Below are 26,027 nucleotides of genomic sequence, written 5' to 3'. Positions count from 1 at the left end.
GGAAAGGCTATGAAACCATAATGTCAGACAGGGAGATTATATCCACATTCAAATACGTTTCACGTATGAAACCAGAGTTCATGTTATCGGAGCTTACAGACTACCTTAAGGAAAAAACATCTGTTAAGCAGGTATACAAAACCCTGAAGCCCTTATTTTTTGACCTTGGAGTCGATGTTGTTGCCGATGAAGGGGATTTCAGGATAGTTCGTGCCGCTCCTCTCAAGAAGATAGAACTGACAGCTGACGAAATAAAAAAGAATGAGCGCTTTTTCAAGTCAACTGCAGTCTCCAGGAAAATGGAACGTCTTGTCGAACAATATATCGAGAAGAAAACCAGCAAAAACTGGGATGATGAAATAGTCATGGAAAAGATCAGGAAAGCCATCCGTGACCAGAAAGCTGACTACTGGAAAGAAGGTAGTTCCAGGAAGATAAGCTACGAAACAGGATACAGCACCCTGGGATATCTTGCTTATCAGTTCCCTGTGTATTTTGTACAGTTCCAGTATCTACTCCATGACCTTGCAAAAGAAGGTATGTTGAAGAACCGTATGAAAATACTGGATGTAGGAACCGGGCCCGGTACTATTCCACTGGCCATTATTGACTTTTACAACCGCCTTGATGATCGAAAGGCAAACATCCATACAATCGAATTATTCGATGAGAACATCGAAGCATACAATTTCCTTGTACCACAGTATGCTGGCATAAAATCAAACGTTACGATCGAAGAACCTATCAGAGCTGATGTCAGCAAACTGAATGTTGAAAAACTGCCGGATAACATTGACCTCATGGTGTTTTCCAATGTCCTGAATGAAATGAAAGACCTGAGCATGGAGCAAAAAGCCGATATTGTAAAGAATATGGCAGGAAAACTTTCACCGGATGGCAGTATTATAATAATAGAACCTGCTGACAAGGTCAATTCAACAGGGATGAGAACGCTCACTATAATGCTGAAGAGAATGGGCATCAAGATCTACAGCCCATGTTCTTTCATCTGGTCAGGCGAATGCACTCTTGAGACATGCTGGAGCTTTGAGCACAAAAGAGACATCGAGCCCACAAGACTCATGTTGAAACTTGCAGAATGTAATGAACCATATCGCTACATTAATACCGATATCAAATACTCATATGCAATACTCAGGAAAGATAAATTATCAAGGCAAAATCTCATTATTCCTGACAAAGCAAAATTCGCCCGCATGTCCAAGATAGATATGCACAACCAGAAGCACATAAATGTGATAGGCTCACTGATGTCGGAAGATCTGGGTGATGAAAGGTACAAGCTTTACAGGATATGTGACGGCACTTCAAAAAAAGCAGTCTACGCAGTACTGCCAACCCATAACCTTTCAGAAGACAACGAAGTTATCACAAAAGCCCAATATGGCAGTATAATTAAACTATTCAATGTGCTCGTCAAGTACAACGAAACAAATGACTCATACAACCTGCTTATAGGTAAAGGGACCACTGTTGAGCCCCAATATCATGATATGGACCAGTAGAGTCAAAATGCTCAAGGAAATTGTTTTAAATTAGACGAACATATTACAAGCCGACACGGAAAGGTTTATTGTTCCTTTCCGTTCCTGCGCCCAATACCATAATTATCGTTTTATCATTCAAGCTAACAAGAATCTGATCTGCATGCATAGTAATAAAACTTCAAACTGTACACCCCCCGAAGTCCTGGCTCCTGCTGGTGACCCTGAAGCCTTGAGAGCCGCTATAAAAGGAGGAGCCAACGCTGTTTACCTGGGAGTCGGGCAATTCAATGCCCGTCAGGGTGCAACTAATTTTTCCGTTGACGAACTCAGGGATAACATCGATCTTGCACACTCCTATGGTGTCAAAGTGTTCATGGCCCTGAATATACCCCTCAAGCAAAATGAGATGCAAGAAGCAATTGATATTGTTCACAAGGCATATGCATACAACATAGATGCTGTTATACTGGAAGACCTTGGCCTGTTCTTTTTACTCAAAGAGCATTTTCCGGACCTTCCCCTTCATGCAAGCACCCAGATGACAATACACAATCCGCAGGGTGTTGATTTCATTGGGGATGCAGGTGCTTCCAGGGTTATACTTTCAAGGGAACTGACTACCGAGCAGGTCAAAAGTATCATAGACAAGACATCTGTGGAAATAGAACTTTTCGTTCATGGTGCTCTTTGTTATTCATTTTCAGGCAGATGTCTGTTCAGCACTGCCATTACGGACAGAAGCGCAAACAGGGGCGCATGCTTCCAGCCATGCAGAAGGCCTTTCAAACTGTCAGTAGACGGAGAGATCATAGACAGCAAACTTGTAGGTGATTATCCGATAAGCTGTGCAGAACTCTGTACTTTCCCGGGACTCGGGGATATTATAAAAGCTGGTGTAATGAGTCTGAAGATCGAAGGCAGGATGAAGAAACCTGAGTACGTGACTGCCAGTGCCGGAACCTACAGAAGCGTTGCGGAAAAACTATGTGATACTGGTGAAAATTTCAACAGTGATGAACTGGATGAAATGGAGAACGAGCTTGCAAAACTGTTCTACAGAGGTTTTACACGAGGCTTCGTGCTTGGTGAAAACGACGTCACACAGCGCAAATACAGTGCAAATTATGGCGCGTATCTTGGGAAGGTAGCAAATATAACGAAGTCACAGGAAGAAGGTAAACTAACCATTCAGCCCCTCCATGACATAAAAGTGAATGACGGCATAAGCATAAACACCCCAGTAAGAATTATCGGTTGCCGTGTGCACGGAATTCTTGTTAACGGGGAAGCTGTGAAGATTGCTAAGAAAGGCGAGGATGCCACTTTACTGATAAGTGCAAAGACCAGTAAATCCGTAAGGAACAATGATGAGGTCTATGTTTCCACTGATCCGCAATTGCTTGAAAGATTGCAAAATATTGAACTTCAATCCACTCCCCTGACAATAAAGATCCATGCAAGAAAGGGAGAAAAACTGCGCATTAGTGTGAAAAGCAGGAATATGGAAACTGAAGCAATCAGCGATTACATAGTGCAGGAAGCAAAAAGTTCTCCCACAAGCCAGGAGCAGATAATAACAGCCCTTGGGAAACTGGGCGATACAACATTCCATGCAAAAGATATAATCCTGGATGTGGATGACAATATATTCATCCCCATTGGAGCTCTTTCAGGCACCAGAAGGGAAGCAGTTGAGGAACTGTTCAATTCCAGATTCCCACGTCTGGGCAGGAACCGCAGTTGTCCTGACGTTTCAACCGGATATAATAGAGAAAAAACCAAAACAGAGTCGAAAATACCCCTGTTAAGTGTTGAAGTAGCAGACATTGATTCTATCTTCGTTGCATCCAAATCCGGTGCTGACATTATTTATGCACCTATTCACCTGTTCGCTGAACTGATGAATGAGGACAATATTCTCAGGACTAACGGCCTGAAGGAAAAGAATATAGAATTTGTCCTGATGACACCGCAGATAAGCTTTGAAGAGGACATGCCGGAATTAAAAGAACAGATGCAGCAGGTCACCGATGCAGGATTTAAACTTGCATGTTCTAATTACGGACCTGTCCGGCTGGCAAATGAATTGAATGTGCCGTTCGTTGCCCAGAAGGAGTTCAATCCATTCAATGCATACACAACAAATGCATTCAATAAATCCGGTGCTTACCGCGTAACACTTTCAAGTGAACTGAATCTTGAGGAAACTCAGGATGCATGTGTCAACACTGACCCGGCCCTTCAGATCGAGGTCATGGCCTATGGACGCGAACTTTTGCTTGTGACAAAGAATGACCTGCTAAAGCCCCTCATTGATGATGGCATAATCAAAGATGAAAGTGAGGTATTGCTCGTAGACAATACCAAAGGGTCATTCCCGGTTAGAAGGAAAAACGAACGCACCCTTATCTACAATTCAACTGTGCTGAATATGATAGAGGAACTCGACAAACTTTGTGACTCCGGCGCCGATGTGCTCAGGCTTGACCTTTCCCTTTATGAAAAAGCAGATGTAAAAGACATCACACGTAATTTCAGAAAGGCACTTGATGGAAAACAAATAAAGCTGAAATCCTCAAGGGATGAAGAATACGATCAGGGTCACTATTTCAAAGGTGTGTTATAGAGACATCAATAGAACCCACATATTCATGCTCAAATACAACCCTTAAAATAATAAAGAAAAAATCAGGTGAGAATATGGCAAGAGAACTATCCCCTAAAGACATAGTAGTATTGAAAAAGGTAGCTCCGGAATGTGCAGGACTTGAATGTGCAGGTTCAAAAGCACCATACAGATCCATACTTCCACCACTTTCAAACCATTATGCAAAAAGTGAGGAAGATTTCAGGAACCGCATATCAGCCCTGGATGATGAGGATCTGGAGTACCTTTTGTCACTTATAAAAACAGGAGAAGAGAGCCTTGGGTGCGTACCACCCCATTACATGACACTTTTCCTTGAACTGATAAGTGAAAGAATGGGAAAAGAAAGCGCTGAAGAGATCATGGCGATCTATATGAAACTTAAAGATTGTGAGCCAGTAAAAGTGACAAGGTTATTCTGAAAAATAACTGTATTTCTTCAGTTCCCAACTAATTGACCACAATCGGAATAATTAGATATTGCTGAGCTTTTCATATAGCTCAGCCATTCCTTTTAAGGTTAAATGGCCTTTTTTTGTAATCATGTAATCCCCTCGCTCTGTTCTCTGGAGTATCATACCCGTATCCAGCAATTTCTGTATATGGAAGAGAAGGTTTCCACCACGGAGACCTGTTATCTTTGAAAGCTCTGAAAAGCTACTGGTATCGGAATTCATGGACCTGAGAATAGCCAGGCGTTGTTTATTGGCAAGAGGTTCACATACATCTGTGACAACGTTGTCGGATATATCAGTGATATTCACATTGTTCGCGGAATTCAATTCCTCTTTAGATATTATGTTGAACGAGCGTATCAGTCCTATCTGTTTGTCAAATACCCTGGAAGCAGTCTGTACACAGCCATCACAATCATCTGTGATTGCAAAACCTTTGAGTTCATCAAACCTTTCCCTGAAATGAGCCAGTGCGTCCTCTGTGGCCCTATCCTCAAGGAGAAGTAAGGCCATTTCATGAAGGAGATTGGAAAATGCAGGTTTACATATCTCTTTTTTGTCGCATTCCATGCAAAAGCCTTCTTCAAAGCTTTCTTTTGTATCCTCTAGCAGATAATGAAGTACAGGCCGTGACAAATCTCCTTTCACTTCAGTGAACAGAGCATCCATACGATGATGGTTGGAGCGTTCAAGTACCCTGTTGACATCCTTTTTTAAAGAGATGATCTCTGAACGCAGGCTTTCAAATTGCTGCAAGTAAATTCCGTTATTATTCTCATTAATGATATTGCCGCTCAAAATTGATCCCTTCTTTTTCGTGATAGCTGTACACAATAATAACACAAAACTATATTAATATATACCGTACAGACTTCTGATTGTGTAGTAGAACTTCAATACAGAACACAAGCAAACATGATAAATAGATAAAAGTTATACGCATGTAGGAAGGCTTACAGCGATTACTTATTAATAATCACACAGGAAGAAACAACTTGATTTGCTCAATACTGGATAATGATCTTTATAAATTGACAATGCAGATGGCAATCCTTGAGCTGTTTCCACAGGCATCTGCAGAATATCGTTTTACCAACAGGGGAAAACAACGCTTCACAAATGAGTTTGTAGAAGAACTGAGACGGATCATTGATGAAGACATACCAAAGCTCATCCTGACAGAGGAGGAATACACATGGCTGAGAGCAGAGTGTACTTATTTTAAACCCAGTTATGTCGAGTATCTTAAAAACTATCGTTTTGACCCATCTGAGGTGATTGTGGGACTGACCGGGGATGCAGACCTTGACCTCACGATAAAAGGTCCCTGGCACAGCAGTATCCTCTGGGAGATAATCCTCATGGCCACTATCTCTGAACTCTATTTTGAAATAATAGAAACAGACTGGAAGGATGAGAAACACGGTGATGGATACGGATATGAAACTCTCCTGAAAGAATACGAAAAACTTATGCTAAGCAACGCTAAAGAGCTTGAGCAGAACAGCTGTCGTTTTTCAGAATTCGGAACTCGTAGGAGGCGCAGTTTTGAGATCCATGACCTTGCTGTCAGGATACTCCATAAATGTAAAACGTTCTCAGGCACAAGTAACGTGTACCTTGCTAAGAAATACGGTGTTAAGCCGACAGGTACCATCGGCCATGAATGGATAATGGGAAATTCAGCACTCATCGGACTACGCAATGCCAACCTGTTCGCACTGGAGAACTGGGTCAACGTCTATAAAGGTAATCTGGGAATCGCACTTTCCGACACATTTGGTTCGGAACCATTTTTCAGGAATTTCAACCTGAAGCTTTCAAAATTGTATGACGGTGTTCGCCATGACAGTGGAGATCCACTGAAGTTTGCAGACAGGGTCGTACAGCATTATAAGAAAATGAGCATTGATCCACTAACAAAAGTAGTTGTTTTCAGTGATTCACTATCTGCTTCAGATGCCATAGAGATCAAGAAGCAATGCGAAGGTCGCATAAACTGTATATTCGGGATTGGAACGAGCATTACCAATAACTATGATTTCTTCAGGTCCAGCCCTCCTCTTAATATGGTTATAAAGCTTCACAGCATCGATGGTATACCTGTAGTGAAGTTAAGTGACGATGAAGGAAAAGAAACAGGAGATAAGGATGCCATCAGAGTGGCAAACTATATTTTTGGAAAGAAAGGACTTGATGAATAATTCAATTCATCAGATAATATGAGTCACTCTGGACATTAACCCCAGTGATATCATTAGGAACAGATACAACAAAAATAGAACAAAACCTCGCTTAATCTCGATATAAGTGCTATTCTTCATACTGCTTCACCTATAAGAAATAGGTTGCCGAACTATATAAACATTGTTAATAAATCTACACCTACTATAAAATAGATTTATACAGAGCGTGGATTTAAAATATAAAAAGTAGTTGAAAACAGGCATCACATTGCAACAATGAAAAATACAAAACCAAATATAAGTTGAAGGGGGGTAAACCCCCCGCAAAAGACAATAACCTATCAACAAACATAAGCTCCGGGTTCCCTGCCCATACTCCACTTCAGATATTAAGGGCAAAATGCGGAAGAGTAGATATTACCTTTAATGTAAGGCAAAGTCTGAGGGGATGATTCGATGAAACCGAAATCTCCACATTTCACACCTTTCGTTTTTCCGTTTTTCATATGTTTGTTGATTACATAATTTACTACTTTTTTATATCATATAAATATATCTATATTTGCATATATCATCATAATGATGAATATCTACTCTCAATAACTCCTCCCGTTTCACATTAAATAAATTACATCTTCAACAAAAATGAATAAGAAACTAATTTTATTCTTTGGATAACATATACGAAGGGAAGACATCTACTTAGATAACAATATTCACAAGTATGCATCCTATGTTGAAACAGCCAGTACATTAGAGAATACTTGGCGAGAAAAAAATGACCGGTGTCAATGTAGAAGTGATCAGTTATGAAAATGTAAGCTTCTCTTTTGATAGAAATACCATTATAAAAGATTTTAACTGAATGTTATGCAGGAAGAGAAATATTATTAAAAGGCATAAAGGAAATATCAAACCTACCATAGTAAGAGCAGTTATGGGTTTTGTAAGAAATAGAGATGGCAGTATCTTTTTCATTATTTTTTGCTGACAGAAAAACTGTTTGGCAAATATGGAGTTTTAAACCGGATTTATTTGAAAGTGATTGACAAATATTCCATTAAACTATTTCAGAGGGGTTTAGATTTAATATCATACGAATGAATTTTTGCAAGAAATCAATATCATGCACAATACTTATATACAAACAAGTCATAGAAAGGCTGCTTTAAAATAAGACTGTTATTCGCTAAACGTATTGACATTAAATGGCATTTACTTTAACTGTAGATTTCTATTTTGCATTATGTTTTAAGCTTACTCAGATATTTTAAGCTATAAAAAGGAAGTGAATTTAAATGTTTAACAGAAATGAAACCACAGCGCCTGTAGATGCCGGAGAGACATACGACGTAACAATCGAAGACCTTGCAAGAGAAGGAGACGGAATTGCAAGAGTAAGCGGCTTTGTAATCTTTGTACCAGGTACATCCGTAGGCGACGAAGTAACAATTAAAGTTACAAAAGTAATGAGAAAGTTCGCATTCGGCGAAGTCGCAGAATAAACACATTCATCTTATTACAGAAGTATCATTATATGATACTTCAATACTCTTTTTAATTATTACAATATTCGTTCTAACTATTTTTTTACATTTTGTAGCTTAAACTAATGTATGAGTTGCAGACATATCCAAGAATATATTGATAACCAAGAATTTAGGCCAAGCTATTGCCCGGTGAAGATCAGAATAAGATATTATATGAATATAAAATAGATATTAGAAAAGATGAATAATATAATTCATCTCATCCAAGGAAGCCTTTACGTTCCAACCAGTTGATCTGGGGACGAGTGTACTTCCATATGACATCAGCTTTCTCATCCTGGATCTCCCAGGGAGTAGCTATAACAATGTCGCCCTCACGGACCCACATTCTTTTCTTCTTTGATCCAGGAATTCTACCCATACGGACCACACCATCCATACATTGCAACCTTACTCTGTTGGCCCCTAGAAGATTGGATACTGTCGCCAGAACCTCGCCATTTTCTTTGCGTGGAGTTCTAACCCTGACAACTTCCTGCCCCTCAGGATTTCCACCCATTGCATTACTTTTTCTTTTATTACTTCTATAATTAGCCAGATTAATACCTCAGTGCTTGTAAACTTTTTATTCCTGCTTTATTCAAAAACAAAGACATCATGAAAATGCTGCCTGCGGATTATTACAATAGTGGAAACATCCAATTTAAATAAAACAAAATTCATCCATGACCATTGCTGAAAAATCTGATTTTTAAGCATAGCAGGGATAATTGATTCTATTCCTATAAGACATGCTCAAACTATATAACATGAATCGTACATGATGGGAAAATGCCGGATTATACTCCGGCAACAATTCCCCCGAATATGTAATTATTTTTTTCCGGAAAGCATCATCTTGACAAGTCCGGCAGCAACATCCATAGAAGTATAATCTTCATCTAACATGCTTTCCACCCAGTGCATATATTTACCAAGGTGGCCCTCATCAATAGTTTCCTTAACTTTCTTTGAAAGCATATTAGCCTTGAAATCCTCAGCATCACTTCTGGTTGGGACCTTCTGATTCTTTATCTTTGTCTTGGTGTACTTCTGGATACTCTTGATCTTATAGATCTCTTTAGGAGTCACAAATGTGAATGCTATACCCTGCCTTCCTGCACGTCCGGTCCTTCCGATCCTGTGTACATAGGATTCCTCATCCTGTGGCATATCGTAGTTAAATACAACCTCAATATTCTCAACATCGATACCACGGGCAGCTACATCAGTTGCAACAAGGGTCTCTATTTCCCCTTTCCTGAAACTTGCCATTACCTTTTCTCTCTGGGCCTGCTTCAGATCACCATGAAGAGCGTCAGCAAGAAAACCCCTGGTTTTAAGAAGACTAACTAATTCATCCACCTTTTTCTTAGTATTACAAAATACAAGGGATGATTTGACATCATAAATATCGATCATCCTGCAAAGGACATCGGGTTTCATATGATGCTTAACTTCAAAATAGGATTGCTCCATGTTTGGTGCTGTAACCACCTTATGAATGGTCTTGACATGCACCGGATTTTTTTGAAACCTTTGAGCCAATTTCATTATTGGCGCAGGCATTGTAGCTGAGAAAAGAATGGTCTGTCTTTCTTCAGGGACACTGCTGAGGATACTTTCAATGTCCTCTCTAAATCCCATATCAAGCATTTCATCAGCTTCATCAAGGACAACCATTTCTACATTGTTTAGCTTCAGTGTCTTGCGCTCGATGTGATCCATTATTCTTCCAGGAGTTCCGATCACAATCTGAACACCACTTCTGAGAGCCTTTATCTGCCTGTCGATGTTCTGTCCACCGTACACTGGCAGTATCTTTGTCTGCTGGTATTTTGCAAGTTTGTTTAATTCATCGGCAACCTGATTTGCCAGTTCCCTTGTAGGACAGAGAACGAGTACCTGAGTATTTCTGCTATTAGGTGCTACCATTTCCAGAGCAGGTATTCCAAATGAAGCAGTCTTACCTGTGCCGGTCTGCGCCTGACCAATAACATCCTTGCCTTCTAATATATGAGGAATAGACTGAGCCTGAATTGGAGTAGGTTCCTCGAAACCTAGTTCTTCAATTGCTTTTTCGATATTTCTAGATAAATGAAGGTCTTTAAAAGTTGATGATTCCATATTATAGTTCCTGTGATTATGTGGCCATCAATGCAAAACATAGGATGAAGTCACATCATCGAAATCTGTTTTCAATTTGGCCCGCTTTAAGAATTGATGTTCCAAATTGTTTTGTAATGCAAAACAAAAAAGAGCAGTGCTTTTGTAACGACACCAAGGGAATTAAGCTTGTCGGTACTTATGTCGAGAAAAATCCACTTTGCACCATAATGATTACTCCACGTCAATTATTTATAAGCGAAGAACAGTGCATTTTATGAGAATATACTATTACTACATCAAGTATGCAGAAGGATTTATACTTATGTAAAATATCAGTGGGTGAAACTTATGTCAGAGTGGGTATTTGCAATCAAAGAAGACGATTTGAAAGAAGAAAAAATAAAGGTCATCAAATCAGGGAATAAACAGATCGCCCTGATAAAGAAAGACAACAAAGTATATGCTCTCCTGAATGAGTGTCCGCATGAGGGCTGTCCGCTTAAGAACGGGACCCTGGAAGACTATACACTCAAATGTGCATGCCATAACTGGGGTTTCGATATTCGCACAGGAGAGAATGTTGACACAGGCGAATATATTGACATAGATGACCCAAAAGTTGAGGTTTTTGAAACACAGATTGAAGACGGAAATATATCCGTGCTGATCTGATTTTTCTTTTTATTGCTTTTGAAGCACAAAGAAAACATAACTGTATTCATCTGAATACTGCCTGAAACTTCCATTTCCTTTTCCATAAGAAGACAATAATCATCCCAACAGGCAGATGCTGGCAAATTGAACTGTCAATGGTAATGTATCCATCGACCTTAATTCTTTTTTCGTTTTGCGCAATTGTTGTTATATCGGGATAACATCCATTCTTTTATCGATAACTGCGAATTGATTAGAAGTTTAAGCAATTATTCAATAAGTTGATGATAATCTGCATGGTAATAGCTGTAAAAAATTACACCAAAAATAGAAATAGGCTGAATATATCTTGATTATAAGGAAGACTTTTTGGGGAATTTTCATGAAAAGAATGATAATGATATGTATCCTGACACTCGCTATTCTAAGCGCAGGATGTACAGAAAATGATACAACTGATATTTCTGATGACGCAGTAATCACTCACCTGACATACGGAGCTTTTACTTTACAAAGCATGGCAGTACAGGAGCTAGTTATTAACTCTACGACGGTCAATCTCAGCTATTATAATTATGAAAATAAGCTGACAGCCAGGTACATCAAACCTATTGATGAGGAAACACGCAGCAACCTGCTTGAACTTTTCAGAGACAATCAGTTCACTAAAATGGATAAACTCTATGAACCACAGGAGGGGCAGCCCATTGTTGCTGATACAGGAACTGTGGAAATTTCACTTGACCAGGACGGAACTACCAAAACTGTAAAAGTGGACCCATATTTCCATGATTATATGCCGGATAAACTCAGGGAAATAGATGAAGCATTGCTAAAGCTGAAGCGCTATGCAGCCGCAATATCTACAGAGGATGCAGAAGCAATGGCCGGAGAATGGATCATGAATGCACCAACGTACAGTTTTGACGGCTCAAACCCCGTTTTGACAGACCATCAGTACAATGAGGAAGAACCTGAAGTACACATCCTCACTTACACATTCAACAGCAGCCACGGTGGCTACGGTAACAGGTCTGACCAGATGGTCACACAGGTCATTACCAACCACATCGTTGAGATAAGATTATACAATGAAATTGTAGAATCTGTAATAATTGATGACATGTGGAATGAGATGACTCAAAGCATGTTGGATAAAGTTGTAGAAATGAAATCAGAACAGGCATGTGACCAGACACCATGGCAACTCTGGTACGCTGAAGGAAATATCAATTTCCTGATGGAACCAACTGAAGAAGAACTGGTAATTGCATATTTCAGCACATTTCACGGTATAGAAATATCTGATTTCAGTTCCCGGAGTTTAAACGATGGTATGTGCCAGTATAGTTTGAAAATTAAGGAAAGTGATGCAGAAACTATGGCTGAATTTGGATGGCAGGAAGCTTAGCGCCTCCTGTCCTGATTCACTTTTTTACTTTATTAATAGTTGAACTTATCAAGATAGAACTTGAATATATTCTCAACAGTAACAGTTGTTTTATCAATACCAATATTTCCTGCATCATCCGTTATAGTGAGAGTTAATGTGTACACGCCTGCTTTATTATATGTATAGAACGGACTTGGACCAATACCCACATTACCATCACCAAAGTCCCACGTATAAGACATAATAGTGCCGTCAGGATCATAGGAACCGGTGCTTGAGAAACGGAGTTTCTTTGCTGTCCTTACTTCGTACGGACCGTTTGCATGGGCGATGGGTGAAAGATCAGATGGAAGAACTTCAATAACTGCAGATTTTGTATCAGTCAGATATCCATCTGTTACAGATAATTCAAGAGAATGTTCTCCGACCTGATTGGTGTTTGGTAGCCACATCAAAGATCCGGATGAATTACTCAGTGTTGCACCATCCGGGAGTGAATTCACAGAGAATACAAGTACATCGTTGTCAGCATCTGTTGCTTTCAATGTGAGATTTAGTAGATTTCCTTCAGTGACCTGTACTGTTCCAATATCAACCAATTCAGGTTTTGAATCTACCAGTATTGTTGCGTTGTTAACTATATAATTTACAGGACTTGAAGAAGCATCACTAAGAATTACATCTTCAAGATCAATTGTCAGATAACCCGTATAATTTCCGGCACCCATTGTAAGAACTGCAATTGTCCCTGATTCTGCAACAGAATGGTTTCCCAGTATAGCACAATAGATAGTTCCTGAACTTGTACCATCATATGTGTCGTTCTTTAATTCAAATACAGTAGATAAGTCATAACGGGAGAAGAAATCACCTTCTGAAACGTTTAGCACAGAAAAACCATTTTCCGGATAGTACACACTAAATTGTGCACCTGAAATTGGCATAACCGGCAGAAGTTCAACTTCTATTGTAAACATGCTTCCCGGCTCCACCTGATAAGAAGAAGGCATTACACTGATTTCGTTTACATCGAACTGCTCTGAACTGGTGTGTCCAGTTAAGCCTAAAACCGCAATTATTGCTAATAGAATAAGAATAGAGAATAAATTGTATCGTTTTAAAAAATTCATAAAGGCACCATTCTCATGGATGTTTGTTTGTGCATATCAGGGTAATGAATACAAAATCACGACATATGTGCATGAAATCATGATGTGTGTACACAAAACAAAACTTTGTGATGAAATATAATCGAAAAATGAATTTTATCTATACATCTTAGGATAGAATTCCTGTATAAATATCAAAGTAAAGAACATCCAGTTACCTGAATCAGAAAAGATATGCAACAGAAAGTGTCAAAGGCTTTACAGGGGAAGTTTCGATACACATGCCATAATAGTGAAGGTTGTGGAGTTGGAGGTAGAATTGATGGCGTTTGTGACTCCGTTTTTTTCTGTAAAGCCTATGAGTTTTATTGTGGAGTTAAGTGTGAATTGATAATTGGAATATATTTTCGTTTTTGAAATATAAAGAAAAGAAGTTTTTCCGAAGAAAAACTTCTTAGTACTACATTTAGAGAGCGTAGTTCTCTGGCTTGAATACTGGTACTTCTGCGGAGTATTTCTCCATGCATTCGCTCATGAATGTCTCGGACTCTGATGTGAGTGCCTCGAATTCTGCGGTTGCCTTTGCAAGTGCACCGAGCTCGAACTTTGTCATTTCGAGACCTTCGGAGCCGTTCAGGATGCTGCAGCATTCCATTCCAGCGTTCTTTGCACGGAGGAAGATGTCTTCTCCGTCCTTTACGATTGCTTCTCCAACCTTGTATGCGTTGTCGTATGCAAGGATGTAGGACTGTGGGTCTCTGAATCTGTCGGAAGCCATGAGGAGGTCTCTGAGGATCTTCTCGTTGCCTGACTTAAGTGCAGTGTTCATCAATGCACAGTCGTAGTTGAGGGATTCTGACCAGCACTGTACTGTTGTACCACCGAATTCTGCGTGGTATTCAACGGACTCGTTTGACCAGAGGTCACAGCACTGCATGATAAGGTTACCCATTACATCGGAGTGTGCACAGGTTGATGTCTTTCCTTCGAATGACATTGGCATACCAGAGATTGCTTTTACGATGATGTTTTCGTATCCACAGTCTTTTCCTGGACCTACTGCGCCTGCTTCGTATGCAGCGAGTGATCTTGGAGCTGAGATTGCTCTTGCGACGATTGCAAGTGTGTGTGCAAGGTTCTTGTCAAGGAGACCACCTGCAATGAACATTGCAGTGTTTGCCTGTGCACAGTCTGTGTCACCAGCAGCGGTTACGCCCTTCTGCTGTGCGACCTTTGCGATCTCCTGCCAGAGGTAGTCCATGTCCATTGAACCAAGGCAGCCGATTGCGTAGAGCATACCTGGAACATCGTTCCTGAGTACTGCGTAGTCGAAAATTTCCTTTCCACCCATTGATTCAATGGAGAGAAGGTCTGCGCCGCTTTCTGCGACCTGGTCGAAGGACTCCATGACTACAGTCATCTTGTCGCCTCTGAGGTCCATGAACTCTTTGTGCTCTCTGATGTCACCAGGGGTGTGTCTCAGTGCGCATTTGATTCCATATTCTTCATAGTACTCTTCCATGATGGTCTTCTGTGCGTGTGCAACAGCTGCTCCCCATGCTGGGTTGTTGGTCATCTGCTGGACGTGCTCTGTTTCAAGTACTACGGATGGGAAACCGACCTGAACCATTCTTGCCATGATGTCTTTTGTGATCCTCTGGTACTCGTTTACGAGTTTCTCCATGGACTCACCGGCTTCTGGCCTTGGTGCGTAGTTTACTTCTGCGGTTGTGTATCCTGCTCCGATCTCAAGACCGAGACCAGCTTTTACAGGTTTCTTTGCTTTACCGAAGACCATTTCGTCAGCTTCGGAGTATGCCATTGTTGTGAATCTGTTAATTGCCATTTTAATCACCTTAGTGCTGGTGGAATTTCGCTCTCAATGCTGCTATGTCTGCGCCTGCAAGGATAGCATCTGCCATCTTTGGTGCATCTGCTGCCTCTTCACCATATACTCCGAGGGAGTAGGTTGAAACGAAGTCCTGGTTTACTGCTCCGCCACCACATGCGAATGGCATTGTGATTCCGCTCTCGACGAGAAGGTCGTTGACTTCCTTGAATGCATACATGGTTGTTGTCATGAGTGCAGTTCCGGTCATCATAAGTGGCTTGTGTTCCTTGACAGCTGCGAGTGCTTCTGCGGATGGTACATCTCTTCCGAGGTCGACAACTTCGTATCCAGCTGCTCTGAGAAGTGCTGCTACGATTGACTTACCGATGTCGTGTACGTCACCTTCTGCGACCATGCACACGATCTTACCCTTCTGTACAGGGGTTTCGTTGGACTGGGTCTTACAGAACTCGATACCTTCGAGCATTGCATCTGCTGACATCATTACGTTTGGAAGGAAAATGACACCCTGGTCATAAAGGTCTGTTACTACCTTCATACCTACCATAAGTGCATCGTCGATGAGTGCTATTGGGTCTTTGCCTGCTGCGATAGCTGCTTCAAGACCTTCAATTACGTCATCTTCTTCACCCTCAAAGATCGCTTCTGCGATTGCACGGTATAACTCATCTTTTGGATAGAGTTCTGCTGCCGCCTCTTCAGGGGTCATTGATTTTTCCATTTTAACGTTGTATCTAATCAGGATACCTTCTTTGTCTACTATTAACATTCTATACCTCCTTCAATTTGGATAGTTTAGTTTATTGAGCTTGGGTCAAGCTCAATCCAATCTACACAAAAAGGTTCTATTGAACCTCAAACATGCACTTTTACCATCCTATATAAATGTTATCTTTGAAAGATACACATATATAAAAGTATGCATTGGAGAATAATTAATCGTTTTGAATAATAATAAAATATACCAGATACTGATATTGTTTTTAAAATTGTTGTGCATTTGAGTAATTCAGCAACTACAATTAATAGGCAAATGTTTATATATTGTGAATTGTTTTTTTAAAAAAGATAATCATATAAAAAGAAATGTATAGTCCAATGTATACCAATAATAGAATACCAGAAGTATAAAAAAAAGTAATGTCTACTGATAGCTAAAAATCTAAATACTAATAAAATGAAAAAAAGTTACTGCTAAAAGCACCATCACATTTAAATAGTACAAAATTTCTATTTTTAGATACGTATAATATAAAATTCAAAGAGTAACTGGCAAAATCATGATTCTGAACGGGATTATGAATAAAAATGAAAAATTCACCGGATATTACATCCTAAATATACATGTATTTTAAATACAAAACAAAAAAGGTAGAAAAAAGATGGAACTGAACCAAAAGAGATATATCATACCATTTCTCTGCTGACGCATATCGTTATTGGATTGGTATCCAGTTGCCCCATTGAACAACGCATCTCGACAGGTATTACTTCATGCGAAGACGACTCAAATGGTATTGTGCAAATATGCGCCTTGCCCTCCAGTATTACCTTGAGTTCTGCTGCCGCCTCAAGGAGCATTTTCTGCGGATAGATATTGATAAGATTCATTCCTATCAGGCTGTTTTCCAAATAACCAAGCCTGGTGCATGAATAAGGATTCGCATAAAGTATGCATCCATCATTATCCAGCATGAACACCATGTCTTCCATTGATTCAAAAATAACCTGAAGGTTTCTTATATCCCTCTGGATATCCGCCTGTTCACGCATACGACCTATTACAGGACCTATCTGAGAAGCAATGGTTTCAAGGGAATCACGAACCTCAAAAGGAACCCCATATGCATTATGGGACGCAAGCATAAGTATGGCTACAAGTTCCATACCATACCTAATAGGAATCAGGGCGGTAGCTTCAAGACCTTCATAACTTAATTTATCTCCGGGGATCATGGCGGTCAGTTCATAATACCTCGTATACAGAGGATATTCTGTTTTAAGAAGCCTGGCGTGGATTGACTTACCACCATAATGCCGTGTGCTTTTAACGAAATCCAAAGACAGACCGGAATGAGCTACTATGTTCATATCGCCGGTGGTTTCATCAACCAGATAGAGAGCACCACAATCAAGATTATCCATCTGGGTTGTAAATTCCACAAGTTGGGAGAACATATCACCAACATCACCCAACGGACTGAAAAGCATACCCACATCCGAGCCGATCTGCATGAAATTCTTCACATTCTTACGCTCGGTGATATCAACAATGATACCCTGAATATATTGAACATTACCTTCAGCATCACGTTTAATAACAGATCTTTCGTCCACCCACCTGACTTCACCGGCTTTTGTGAGTATGCGATATTCAAAGGATAGATGATCCTCACCTGAGAACATGTCATATTCCATTGTGAGCCTTTCCATATCGGATGGATGAACAATGTCGCCGTAAAGCACTTTACCTGACATTAGCGCATTGGCCTCATATCCAAACTGGGAAATATTCTCTGAAACGAACTCCACTTTCCAGTCCTCGTAAGGTTTCCAGAAAAACACGACTGCAGGACTGCTTTTGATAACCGTTTCCAGAACCTTCAGAACTTCAATGAGCTCAAGGAGTTCCCTTTCCTTTTCTTTCTGATCGGTAATATCCCTGATAATAGCCATTATAGCCGGCCTGCCTTCATGGTATATTATAGAGGAGTTTATTTCCGCAGGAGTACTTTTTCCGGTCTTTGAGATCAACTCTATCTCATATTTCAGAGTTGCCTTGCGGTTCTTTTCAAGACTTCTCTTGAACTTATTCGTAACAAGGCGTTTGTACTCAAGTACTAAAAAGTCTTCAAATTGCCTGTACAGTATTTCATTCCTAGAAAAACCGGTAATTTCACAGAATTTCATGTTGGCAAAAACGAGAACTCCATCCTGCACAACAATAATACCGTCATTCCCTTCTTCAACAAGCGTGGAATACTTCTTCTCGGAAGCCTTAAGCTCTGATTCAGCAAGCTTCCTCTCAGAGATATCCCTGATATCCACCATCACCGACGGTTTACCTTCATGCATGATGAAAGACAAGCTTATTTCAGCAGGGAATGTATTGCCGTCTTTTTTAAGAAATTCAACTTCATTGTTTCGGCGAATGCTGCGCCCATCTTTCAGGACTTTCTTAATTCGTTTGCTGATCATCCGCTGATAATCAACTGGTAAATTGTCCATGAAAGCCCTTTCATACAATTCTTCCCTTGAATAGCCGGTTAATTCAGAGAACTTTGAATTGATAAATTTAAATGAATCATCCTGAAGGATAATTATACCATCATTTCCTTTCTCTACAAGTGTGGAATACTTCTCTTCAGATGCTTTAAGCTCAGCTTCAGCACGCTTTCTTTCCGATATATCCCTGACAGCCATCATTACGGAAGGACGTTGTTCATGTAGTATATATGAGAGACTTATCTCTGCAGGAAAAGTACTAACATCTTTTTTGATGAACTCTACCTCATCATTCCTTTTGACACCACGTTTATCTTTCAGGACTTTTTCTAAACGTTTGGTGATCATGCGATGATATTCCATAGGAACATATGACAGGATATTCTGACCTGTTAGATCGGTTTCTTCGAGGTCAGTCATCTGGGAGAATTTAGAGTTGGCAAAACTGAGCAGTCCATCCTGAATAATGAGAATACCATCATTTCCTTTCTCAATAAGCGTGGAATATTTTTCTTCAGATGCCCTAAGCTCTATTTCAGACATTCTCCGGACCGTGATGTCTTCTATTGAAAGAAGGATACGTAGCTCATTATCAACCCCCATCTCAAGTGGTCTTGCACTAAGGTGCATTGTTCTGCTACCAAGTCCCTCTACATTGCACTCCAGCTCCAGATTATCAAAGAAAACATTCTCCGCCATCAATTTTTCAAGGAATGATTTCAGTAGAGGCCTATCCCAGTTTCTTCCATAAAGGTCGAAAAAAAGTCTTCCTTCTGTTTTTTCAGGACCTAACTTAAAGAGGTCATAAAAATACCTGTTCGCAGAGAGAACATGGAATGCACTGTCAAGTATTAAAAGAGGAGTCTGTATAGTGTCAACTATATTCTGGCAGTACATATTTTGTTTTTCGGCAGCTATAGAAGCATTATCTGTATGTTCCAGACTCCCCGTTACAAATACAAGTCCATGAAGAAGACTGCTTCCATCCTGTAAGATCTCAAAGGTCTTTTCGATTACTTCACATGTTCTGCCATCTCTGGCCATTATCCTGTATTCTGCTGAAAAATACGATGATTTGTCATCCTTCCTGAATTTAGATAAAATCTCATCTAGTTTTTGAAAATCCTGTGAATGAACAATATCAGAGTATTCTATTTCCCCTGAACTAAAATCTTCGGATGAATAATCCAAAAGGGAGATATTATCTGAAACCGATATTACTGACCTCTTGTTGTCATTGCTCCAGAGAAATGAAAAAACGGGACCAATACCTGTAAGTTCCGCGTCCCTCAGGCAAGAGGGATGTTTTGTTTCCATGAGATTTTCAGAACTGATGATATGACCCCCTTTTTTAACAATATTATATCCTTACGCCATTATAGCTGTTTATTATCTACTTACATTTTTTACACAAAGATGAATCATATATGATTATTTAGAATCAAAATGAATTATCCATATCTTTAGTGTTTCCTGACTAAAAAGGAGATATTAAATACATGAAGGATGCAGATTAATATTTGGCTCTCATCTAAGTTTTATACTTCCTTCAATCCAATCTACACAAGAGGGATATGATTTTGGATGTGAGCCACCTATTATGTTCTATTTTTCTGTACTAATAGTGTTAATGTACATGAAATTGTTCCCTTAATTCATCTATATTTTTGTTTTTTATTATCATATCTGCAATTTTAGGGACCATTGCAGCATCTTCACAATATATACCCAATTCATAGTTCATCACAAAGTCCTGGGTTACAGCCCCGCCACCACATACAAATGGTATTCTGATATCATTTTCAAGTAAGCGGTTATTAACTTCCATAAAGGAATACATGGTCGTTGTCATCAGGGAGGTACCAGTGAGCATAATAGGTCTGTGTTTCAGCACAGCAATTATAACTTCATCTATAGGCACGTCGCTTCCAAGATCTATGACATCGTATCCATTTGATCTCAAAAATACGGTCAATATCTTTTTACCGATGTCATGGATATCCCCTTCAACAACATATGATACAACCGTTCCCTTACATTCATGGGTCTTTCCGGATATCTCTTTACAATATTCAATTCCATCAGTCATGGCATGGGATGCAATTATCACATCCGGGAGAAAGAGGAGCCCGTCATCATATAATTGAGATACGATATCCATTCCTACCATGAGAGCATCGTCTATGAGGGATATAGGATCTTTGCCAGCTTTTACTGCCTCTTTGAGAGTAATGATGACCTCATCTTCATCGCCCTCAAAAACTGCCTCAACTATATTGCTTAGAAGTACATCTGAAGGAAAAAGTTCTCTAGCTACTTCATCAGTGGATAACTCACTCTCGAGTTTGACATTGTATCTTATAAGGATACCTGTCGGGTCTATATCTAGCATTGAGCCTCCTTTACTAGAATTTATGTTTTTTATGCGGTGCATGTCTGCTTACACGAATAAATTATTGTGCTAAGAAGGTTTTGTATATACAAAGTTCTAATGGCTACTTAAAGTGTAAGTCTGATATGTAAAGGTAACGTCTTAAAGAAGAAATAAATCATATTTACATAATAAAAAATAAGCAGTGGATATTCATTTTTGTAAATGACATCCCCGTCAGTAATAAAAAATAAAAAGACTGCAATACCCTGTAGCTAAAGATTATACGGCTTCACTATTATCTTCCCAGATGCCAAACATATTTCCTTCGGTATCAAGACAGATGGCGAGATAGCCCCAGCCAGGTACTGGCATTTGATTAAGCACTTTGCCTCCGGCTTTTTCTATCTTATCTGTATATTCCTCAATAGACGGAACACCGATATAACTGGTAATTCTTTGTTCAGGTTCTCCCCGAAGACCCATTCCACCCCTGATACCTTCTTCCCCATTCAGGCCAGTCGTTTTGTAGAGATAGTAATCCATTTCTGGAAATGGTTTTTCAAATTCCCAGTCAAAAAGATCAAAATAGAATTTCTTTGCACGTTCAAGATCGTCCGTTGGTACATCGATATGAATGAATGTTGCCATATGTTTACCCCCATTTAGATGTAGGGTTTGAAATATTAAAAGTTTCGTAAATCCTGACACTCACCAAATTCTATATAATCCATATCACCATTTCCCATCTATGAACCCGGGATCAAAAAAACCGTACATTGAACTTGTTACCGGTTCTGTTCTGTTCGGACTTTTAGGCGTATTCGTTGATTACCTGCAAGATGTACCAACAGGACCAATGATATTCTACAAGCAGCTCTTTGGTGTGCTTTCGCTTCTGGTATTCATAATACTCACGGGAAAGTTATCCCAGATAATACCACGGAAAAAGAAACGATACCTGTTGTTGCTTGGCTTTATTAATACTACTACACTTTTCACATATTTTATATGCATAAAATACACAAGTTTCTCAGTTGCAATACTGATGCTCTATACGGCACCGATGTATGTTACTCTGCTGTCACCACTCATACTCAAGGAAAAGATAACACGTAAAGGGATAGTAGCGCTGGTACTGTCGTTTATCGGACTTTTGTTCATTGTTGATATGTCCGGCATAACGACCGGATTTGCAGCGGGCAATGGGTACATAATAGGTATAGCTGCAGGAATCCTTGCCGGTTTTTCATTTGGCAGTGAGATTGTAACTATCCGTTATATCAAGGATGATTACTCAAGCGTTGCCCAGCTATTCTGGTATACCCTGATAGGTGTTGTTTTACTTTTGCCATTTGCTGGCGGAGTTCCTAAACCCGTTTTTGCAGATAACTTGAACCTGTTAATATTGTTCGGGGTCGTGAATACCGCCATGGCCGCACTCCTTTATGTTAGTGGTATCTCGCAGATAGAAGCACAGAAGGGAAGTATTCTTGCGTTGCTTGAACCTGTCAGCGGCATCTTTTTTGATTTTACCATTCTGCATACACCTTTGCTTGCAAACACCATTATAGGTTGCATATTCATTCTGCTTGGAGCTTATATTGCAGTTATTGAGAAAAGTCCCAGAGTGTTTGGGAAATACTTCAGGATACAGGTTTGAAACCCGTTGATCAGACCTATTTCTTACACAGGGTGAAAACAGCAATTAGATTTAAATAGCGACTTCAACATATTTTGAAGTATCTGGCACTGAATCGTATTACCAAATGCCGGATTAACAGTGTTAACTGAAAAAAACAGTGGAGATATAATCATGAGGATGCTTGAAGAGTTCTTTCCCGAATTTACCGAGAAACTTGATGAAATAGACAAACTCTATGCCGAAAAAAGGCCAATTGACGAAAAAACATACCAGTACCTTTGTTTTGCCCTTTCAATCAAAGCCAGATCAAAACCATGTGTTTTGAAACATTTCAAAGGTGCTCTGGAAGCAGGAGCCACAGTTAAGGATCTCTCATATATCTTTGCACTCACCATGAGAGAGGCAGCCGGTGCTGATGATTGCTGGACACATGACGTGATCGGAGACTGGAAAGAGATATTGAAAGGAAATGTCTGTTGCAGTTGTTCCGGTGACGAAGAAAAGTAGTCTATAAATATGCATTCTTAAATTGTGTTATTCTAACACATTTTTTTTATGAATTACAGCAGCTAGCGGACAGAACTGCTAAAAAACAGCTGTTTTTTAACTTAGACGCAAACTTTTAAAACCATCCACATTCAATGAAACTATAATTATAGAACTTTTATGGAGATTTAAGGAGAACATACCATGACATCAGAAGTAAGAGTAAATTCAGCTATTTGCGGGTTCAAGCATAAGATAATTGGAGAACTTGATGGAAAGACCATCATCGCAGATATTGAAACTGACTGCAAAAAGGTCGCTAAAATCTCACACATGGAGATACCAAAAAAGGAAACCCGGAACATAAAGGAAAATTATGTCATGAATCAGGCACAAGATGTCTGCTGCACAACATGCATTGTGCCTGCGGGAGTAATGCACGTATGCAATATGGAATTGGGTATGCTTTCAAAAACGCTGGCAAAACAATCCGAAAGGGTCAGCATAGAATTCAATGACGAATGATCAAGTGATTAAAAATGGCAACAACAGTTCGGGTCAATTCAGCAATATGTGGGTTCACTCACAAGATTACAGGGGAACTTGACGGAAGTAATATTATTATAGATATCGACACACCCTGTGAGAAGATCAAGAAAATGTCACACATGGAAATCCCCATGATGGAAACCATGGACATTAAAGATAATTTCGTTATCGACAGAGCAAAAGAAGTACAGTGTACACCTATATGCCTTGTACCCGCAGGAGTTCTTCACGTCTGCAGGATGGAAACCGGTATGCTTTCAAAGAATCTGGCTAAGAAGTCAGAGAGGGTCAGCATAGAGTTCGATGAATTATAAAAAAATAGAATGGAGGTTGTGGAGGGATTGGGTGCATTGCACCCACATAGACTTCAGACCTTACAAATGTTTATGCTTAACCGTTTTTTATTAAGAGATGGCAGTTCGTTTTTCATGGAGGTTAATCATATTGTTAAGCTGGAAGCTTTTGCCGGTTTCATGTCGAAAGCAGGGATATTTGCCTCTTTTTTCCAGTATGAAGATAGCTGATATTGCATCCTGCTCATCATACATCGTCTGAAATGGTTCAGGTTAATAACCTTGTATCTCAGTTTTGTTGCTAAATCCATATTTTCACCTTTTTTGTTTTGCCGGGTATCGGCAGCCTATGTACTACTTTATATTATTTAAATATATCTATTGAGAATATAATGACATGCACATTGACAGAAACCCGGCTACAAGCCCATAGCTAAATAAATGCGTATATAGTTAAAAAACAATTATTAATGAACAAAAAGGGGGAGATGACATGCTTGAATAATAAATTCATCAAAATCATTGCTTTAATCGCAATACTTTCACTTGTAATCCTAAATTCAGGATGTGTAGCATCAGATGAAGATAATGTGCAGGGAGAATTGCCGACAAGTGAGGATAATAACACCGCAGATGAGATAACTGACATGGTGCAGCCCATCACAAGCTCCTATTCAGAAAATGACAGTCAGAATACAGTATATGCCATAAAGGGAGACACAATCCTCGTGAAACTCACAGAGAATCCCACAACAGGTTATTCATGGAACCTGACTCACGGCGATGGACTGAAACTCAAAGAAGACAATTATGAACAGCAAGAAGGAACTGAGAAACTAGTTGGTGCAGGTGGTTTCCACCAGTGGACATTCGAAGTCGTTGATACGGGTGAACAAAATATATCTGCAATTTACATGCGTCCATGGGAAGAAAAGACCGGAGCTGAAGACACCTTCAAACTGAATGTCATGGTTCTTGAGGAAGATGAACTTATAAAAGGAACAGGAACAATTGCATATCTGGAACTTGAAGGTGGATTCTACGGTATTATCGCTGAAGATGAGTCACATTATGACCCGATAAACCTTGCAGAACAATTTCAAAATGATGGAAACATGGTCGAATTCGTTGCATACCCAAGAAACGACCTGATGAGTTTCCACATGTGGGGACAGCTGATCGAAATAAGGACCATTACTGAGGTCAGCGAATAAAAACAGGTGATCTGTTACCTGGATAACAGATCCTTTTTACTATTTTTGTACTTCTTTTCCGGGAAATACTGTTGATATCTTATTCGAGATTATGCATCATAGGAAGCAGGGAAATGTTAATTGGCTCGCCAAACGCCCTGTCACCTGCATCTCCCAGACCGGGAAGGATGTAACCTTTGTCGTTGAGTTCCCTGTCTATCTTTGTTACATATATCTCAACATCAGGAAACTCTTCTTTTATCGCAGTTATCCCTTCGGGTGCTGCAAGCACACCTATTATAACTATCCTTTTCGGATTACCACATTTCTTTATCTCTGTAATGGTCTTCAGGAGAGTAGAACCGGTTGCTATCATCGGGTCTGAGATTATCAAGGTGTCCTCTTCCTTTATACGCGGAACCTTAATGTAATTCATCTCAATTTCAAAATCCGGTGCCTTACCCCTTGAAGCAGAGACGATTCCCACCCTTGCATGTTCAAGTGTCTTGATGAGACCTTCCATAAGAGGTATGGCGACCCTGAGAACCGTAATAATGAATACATGGTCCCTGTCACCAGAAGCAACACCATCTGTCTTCTCTAAAGGGGTCTCGATTCTGGTCTTTTTGAAATCCATTGTCCTGGTAAACTCATAGCCCATGTATCTTCCCAACTTGACCAGACCTTTCCTGAATTTGATGTTCTCCGTTTCTTTTGAACGAAGTTCGGTGAGGATCTCCATGAGGTACGGAGAATCTTCAAATGAGTAAACACCATTCCATCTATTATCTTTTATCATATTACCACCTGTGTTTGAATGTAT

At 39.8% G+C, this 26,027-nt stretch carries 23 protein-coding genes; 12 read left to right on the top strand and 11 right to left on the bottom strand.

Features of this window, described 5'->3' with window-relative positions:
* Positions 1-20 precede the first annotated feature (20 nt).
* From RE476_RS03495 to RE476_RS03485, 3 genes are all read left to right on the top strand, one after another.
* The gene (locus tag RE476_RS03495; RefSeq protein ID WP_309309015.1) at positions 21-1,526 is read left to right on the top strand and encodes a small ribosomal subunit Rsm22 family protein; all 1,506 of its coding nucleotides are present in this window, start codon (positions 21-23) and stop codon (positions 1,524-1,526) included.
* A gap of 142 nt (positions 1,527-1,668) precedes the next feature.
* Positions 1,669-4,134, top strand: coding sequence for a U32 family peptidase (locus tag RE476_RS03490; RefSeq protein ID WP_309309014.1), 2,466 nt, complete (start codon positions 1,669-1,671; stop codon positions 4,132-4,134).
* Positions 4,135-4,208: 74 nt separating this feature from the next.
* The gene (locus tag RE476_RS03485) at positions 4,209-4,577 is read left to right on the top strand and encodes a hypothetical protein (protein WP_309309013.1); all 369 of its coding nucleotides are present in this window, start codon (positions 4,209-4,211) and stop codon (positions 4,575-4,577) included.
* A 51-nt stretch (positions 4,578-4,628) separates the two neighbouring features.
* Here RE476_RS03485 and RE476_RS03480 read toward each other — a convergent pair whose 3' ends face one another.
* Complete coding sequence (locus RE476_RS03480; RefSeq protein WP_309309012.1) at positions 4,629-5,408, bottom strand: winged helix-turn-helix domain-containing protein; 780 nt, start codon at positions 5,406-5,408, stop codon at positions 4,629-4,631.
* A gap of 197 nt (positions 5,409-5,605) precedes the next feature.
* Here RE476_RS03480 and pncB point away from each other — a divergent pair, with 197 nt between their 5' ends.
* Positions 5,606-6,814, top strand: a complete 1,209-nt coding sequence (gene pncB / locus RE476_RS03475; RefSeq protein ID WP_309309011.1) for a nicotinate phosphoribosyltransferase — start codon at positions 5,606-5,608, stop codon at positions 6,812-6,814.
* 1,280 nt (positions 6,815-8,094) lie between these two features.
* The gene (locus RE476_RS03470; protein WP_309309010.1) at positions 8,095-8,301 is read left to right on the top strand and encodes a TRAM domain-containing protein; all 207 of its coding nucleotides are present in this window, start codon (positions 8,095-8,097) and stop codon (positions 8,299-8,301) included.
* Positions 8,302-8,545: 244 nt separating this feature from the next.
* Here RE476_RS03470 and eif1A read toward each other — a convergent pair whose 3' ends face one another.
* Complete coding sequence (eif1A, locus tag RE476_RS03465) at positions 8,546-8,884, bottom strand: translation initiation factor eIF-1A (protein ID WP_309309551.1); 339 nt, start codon at positions 8,882-8,884, stop codon at positions 8,546-8,548.
* Between the two features lie 275 nt (positions 8,885-9,159).
* Entirely contained in the window at positions 9,160-10,452 is a 1,293-nt protein-coding gene (locus RE476_RS03460; RefSeq protein WP_309309009.1) for a DEAD/DEAH box helicase, read from the bottom strand.
* 330 nt (positions 10,453-10,782) lie between these two features.
* Here RE476_RS03460 and RE476_RS03455 point away from each other — a divergent pair, with 330 nt between their 5' ends.
* Both RE476_RS03455 and RE476_RS03450 read left to right on the top strand, forming a co-directional pair.
* On the top strand, positions 10,783-11,106 hold the full coding sequence (locus RE476_RS03455; RefSeq protein WP_309309008.1) for a Rieske (2Fe-2S) protein: 324 nt from the start codon (positions 10,783-10,785) through the stop codon (positions 11,104-11,106).
* 364 nt (positions 11,107-11,470) lie between these two features.
* Positions 11,471-12,499, top strand: coding sequence for a hypothetical protein (locus RE476_RS03450; RefSeq protein ID WP_309309007.1), 1,029 nt, complete (start codon positions 11,471-11,473; stop codon positions 12,497-12,499).
* A 32-nt stretch (positions 12,500-12,531) separates the two neighbouring features.
* Here the strand turns inward: RE476_RS03450 and RE476_RS03445 are convergent, their stop codons facing one another.
* From RE476_RS03445 to RE476_RS03420, 6 genes are all read right to left on the bottom strand, one after another.
* Positions 12,532-13,458: a PKD domain-containing protein gene (locus RE476_RS03445; RefSeq protein ID WP_309309006.1), complete on the bottom strand. Its 927-nt coding sequence runs from the start codon at positions 13,456-13,458 to the stop codon at positions 12,532-12,534.
* A gap of 598 nt (positions 13,459-14,056) precedes the next feature.
* Positions 14,057-15,436, bottom strand: coding sequence for a methanol--corrinoid protein co-methyltransferase MtaB (mtaB, locus tag RE476_RS03440; protein WP_309309005.1), 1,380 nt, complete (start codon positions 15,434-15,436; stop codon positions 14,057-14,059).
* 10 nt (positions 15,437-15,446) lie between these two features.
* Positions 15,447-16,211: a methanol--corrinoid protein MtaC gene (mtaC, locus tag RE476_RS03435; protein WP_309309004.1), complete on the bottom strand. Its 765-nt coding sequence runs from the start codon at positions 16,209-16,211 to the stop codon at positions 15,447-15,449.
* Between the two features lie 638 nt (positions 16,212-16,849).
* Positions 16,850-19,984, bottom strand: coding sequence for a PAS domain S-box protein (locus tag RE476_RS03430; RefSeq protein WP_309309003.1), 3,135 nt, complete (start codon positions 19,982-19,984; stop codon positions 16,850-16,852).
* Positions 19,985-20,294: 310 nt separating this feature from the next.
* The gene (mtaC, locus tag RE476_RS03425) at positions 20,295-21,059 is read right to left on the bottom strand and encodes a methanol--corrinoid protein MtaC (RefSeq protein WP_309309002.1); all 765 of its coding nucleotides are present in this window, start codon (positions 21,057-21,059) and stop codon (positions 20,295-20,297) included.
* Between the two features lie 261 nt (positions 21,060-21,320).
* A complete protein-coding gene (locus RE476_RS03420; RefSeq protein WP_309309001.1) occupies positions 21,321-21,689 on the bottom strand; it encodes a VOC family protein in 369 nt (122 codons plus the stop codon).
* A gap of 100 nt (positions 21,690-21,789) precedes the next feature.
* Here RE476_RS03420 and RE476_RS03415 point away from each other — a divergent pair, with 100 nt between their 5' ends.
* The 4 genes from RE476_RS03415 to RE476_RS03400 all read left to right on the top strand — a co-directional run bounded on the left by RE476_RS03415 (position 21,790) and on the right by RE476_RS03400 (position 24,032).
* A complete protein-coding gene (locus RE476_RS03415; RefSeq protein WP_309309000.1) occupies positions 21,790-22,701 on the top strand; it encodes a DMT family transporter in 912 nt (303 codons plus the stop codon).
* 153 nt (positions 22,702-22,854) lie between these two features.
* Positions 22,855-23,190 carry a carboxymuconolactone decarboxylase family protein gene (locus RE476_RS03410; protein ID WP_309308999.1) on the top strand — a complete coding sequence of 112 codons (336 nt, stop codon included), beginning with the start codon at positions 22,855-22,857 and terminating at the stop codon, positions 23,188-23,190.
* Between the two features lie 183 nt (positions 23,191-23,373).
* Positions 23,374-23,694 (top strand): DUF6951 family protein, encoded by a 321-nt coding sequence (locus RE476_RS03405; RefSeq protein ID WP_309308998.1) that lies wholly within the window; start codon positions 23,374-23,376, stop codon positions 23,692-23,694.
* A gap of 14 nt (positions 23,695-23,708) precedes the next feature.
* Positions 23,709-24,032 carry a DUF6951 family protein gene (locus RE476_RS03400; RefSeq protein WP_309308997.1) on the top strand — a complete coding sequence of 108 codons (324 nt, stop codon included), beginning with the start codon at positions 23,709-23,711 and terminating at the stop codon, positions 24,030-24,032.
* A gap of 125 nt (positions 24,033-24,157) precedes the next feature.
* Here the strand turns inward: RE476_RS03400 and RE476_RS03395 are convergent, their stop codons facing one another.
* Positions 24,158-24,322 (bottom strand): hypothetical protein, encoded by a 165-nt coding sequence (locus tag RE476_RS03395; RefSeq protein ID WP_309308996.1) that lies wholly within the window; start codon positions 24,320-24,322, stop codon positions 24,158-24,160.
* 186 nt (positions 24,323-24,508) lie between these two features.
* Here RE476_RS03395 and RE476_RS03390 point away from each other — a divergent pair, with 186 nt between their 5' ends.
* Positions 24,509-25,225, top strand: a complete 717-nt coding sequence (locus RE476_RS03390; protein WP_309308995.1) for a protease inhibitor I42 family protein — start codon at positions 24,509-24,511, stop codon at positions 25,223-25,225.
* A gap of 79 nt (positions 25,226-25,304) precedes the next feature.
* Here the strand turns inward: RE476_RS03390 and upp are convergent, their stop codons facing one another.
* A complete protein-coding gene (upp, locus tag RE476_RS03385; protein WP_309308994.1) occupies positions 25,305-26,003 on the bottom strand; it encodes a uracil phosphoribosyltransferase in 699 nt (232 codons plus the stop codon).
* Positions 26,004-26,027 lie beyond the last annotated feature (24 nt).

Source organism: Methanolobus mangrovi (assembly GCF_031312535.1).
Lineage (GTDB): Archaea > Halobacteriota > Methanosarcinia > Methanosarcinales > Methanosarcinaceae > Methanolobus > Methanolobus mangrovi.
Note: the sequence above shows the minus strand (reverse complement) of the source record. Positions and strands in the feature narration are given on the sequence as shown.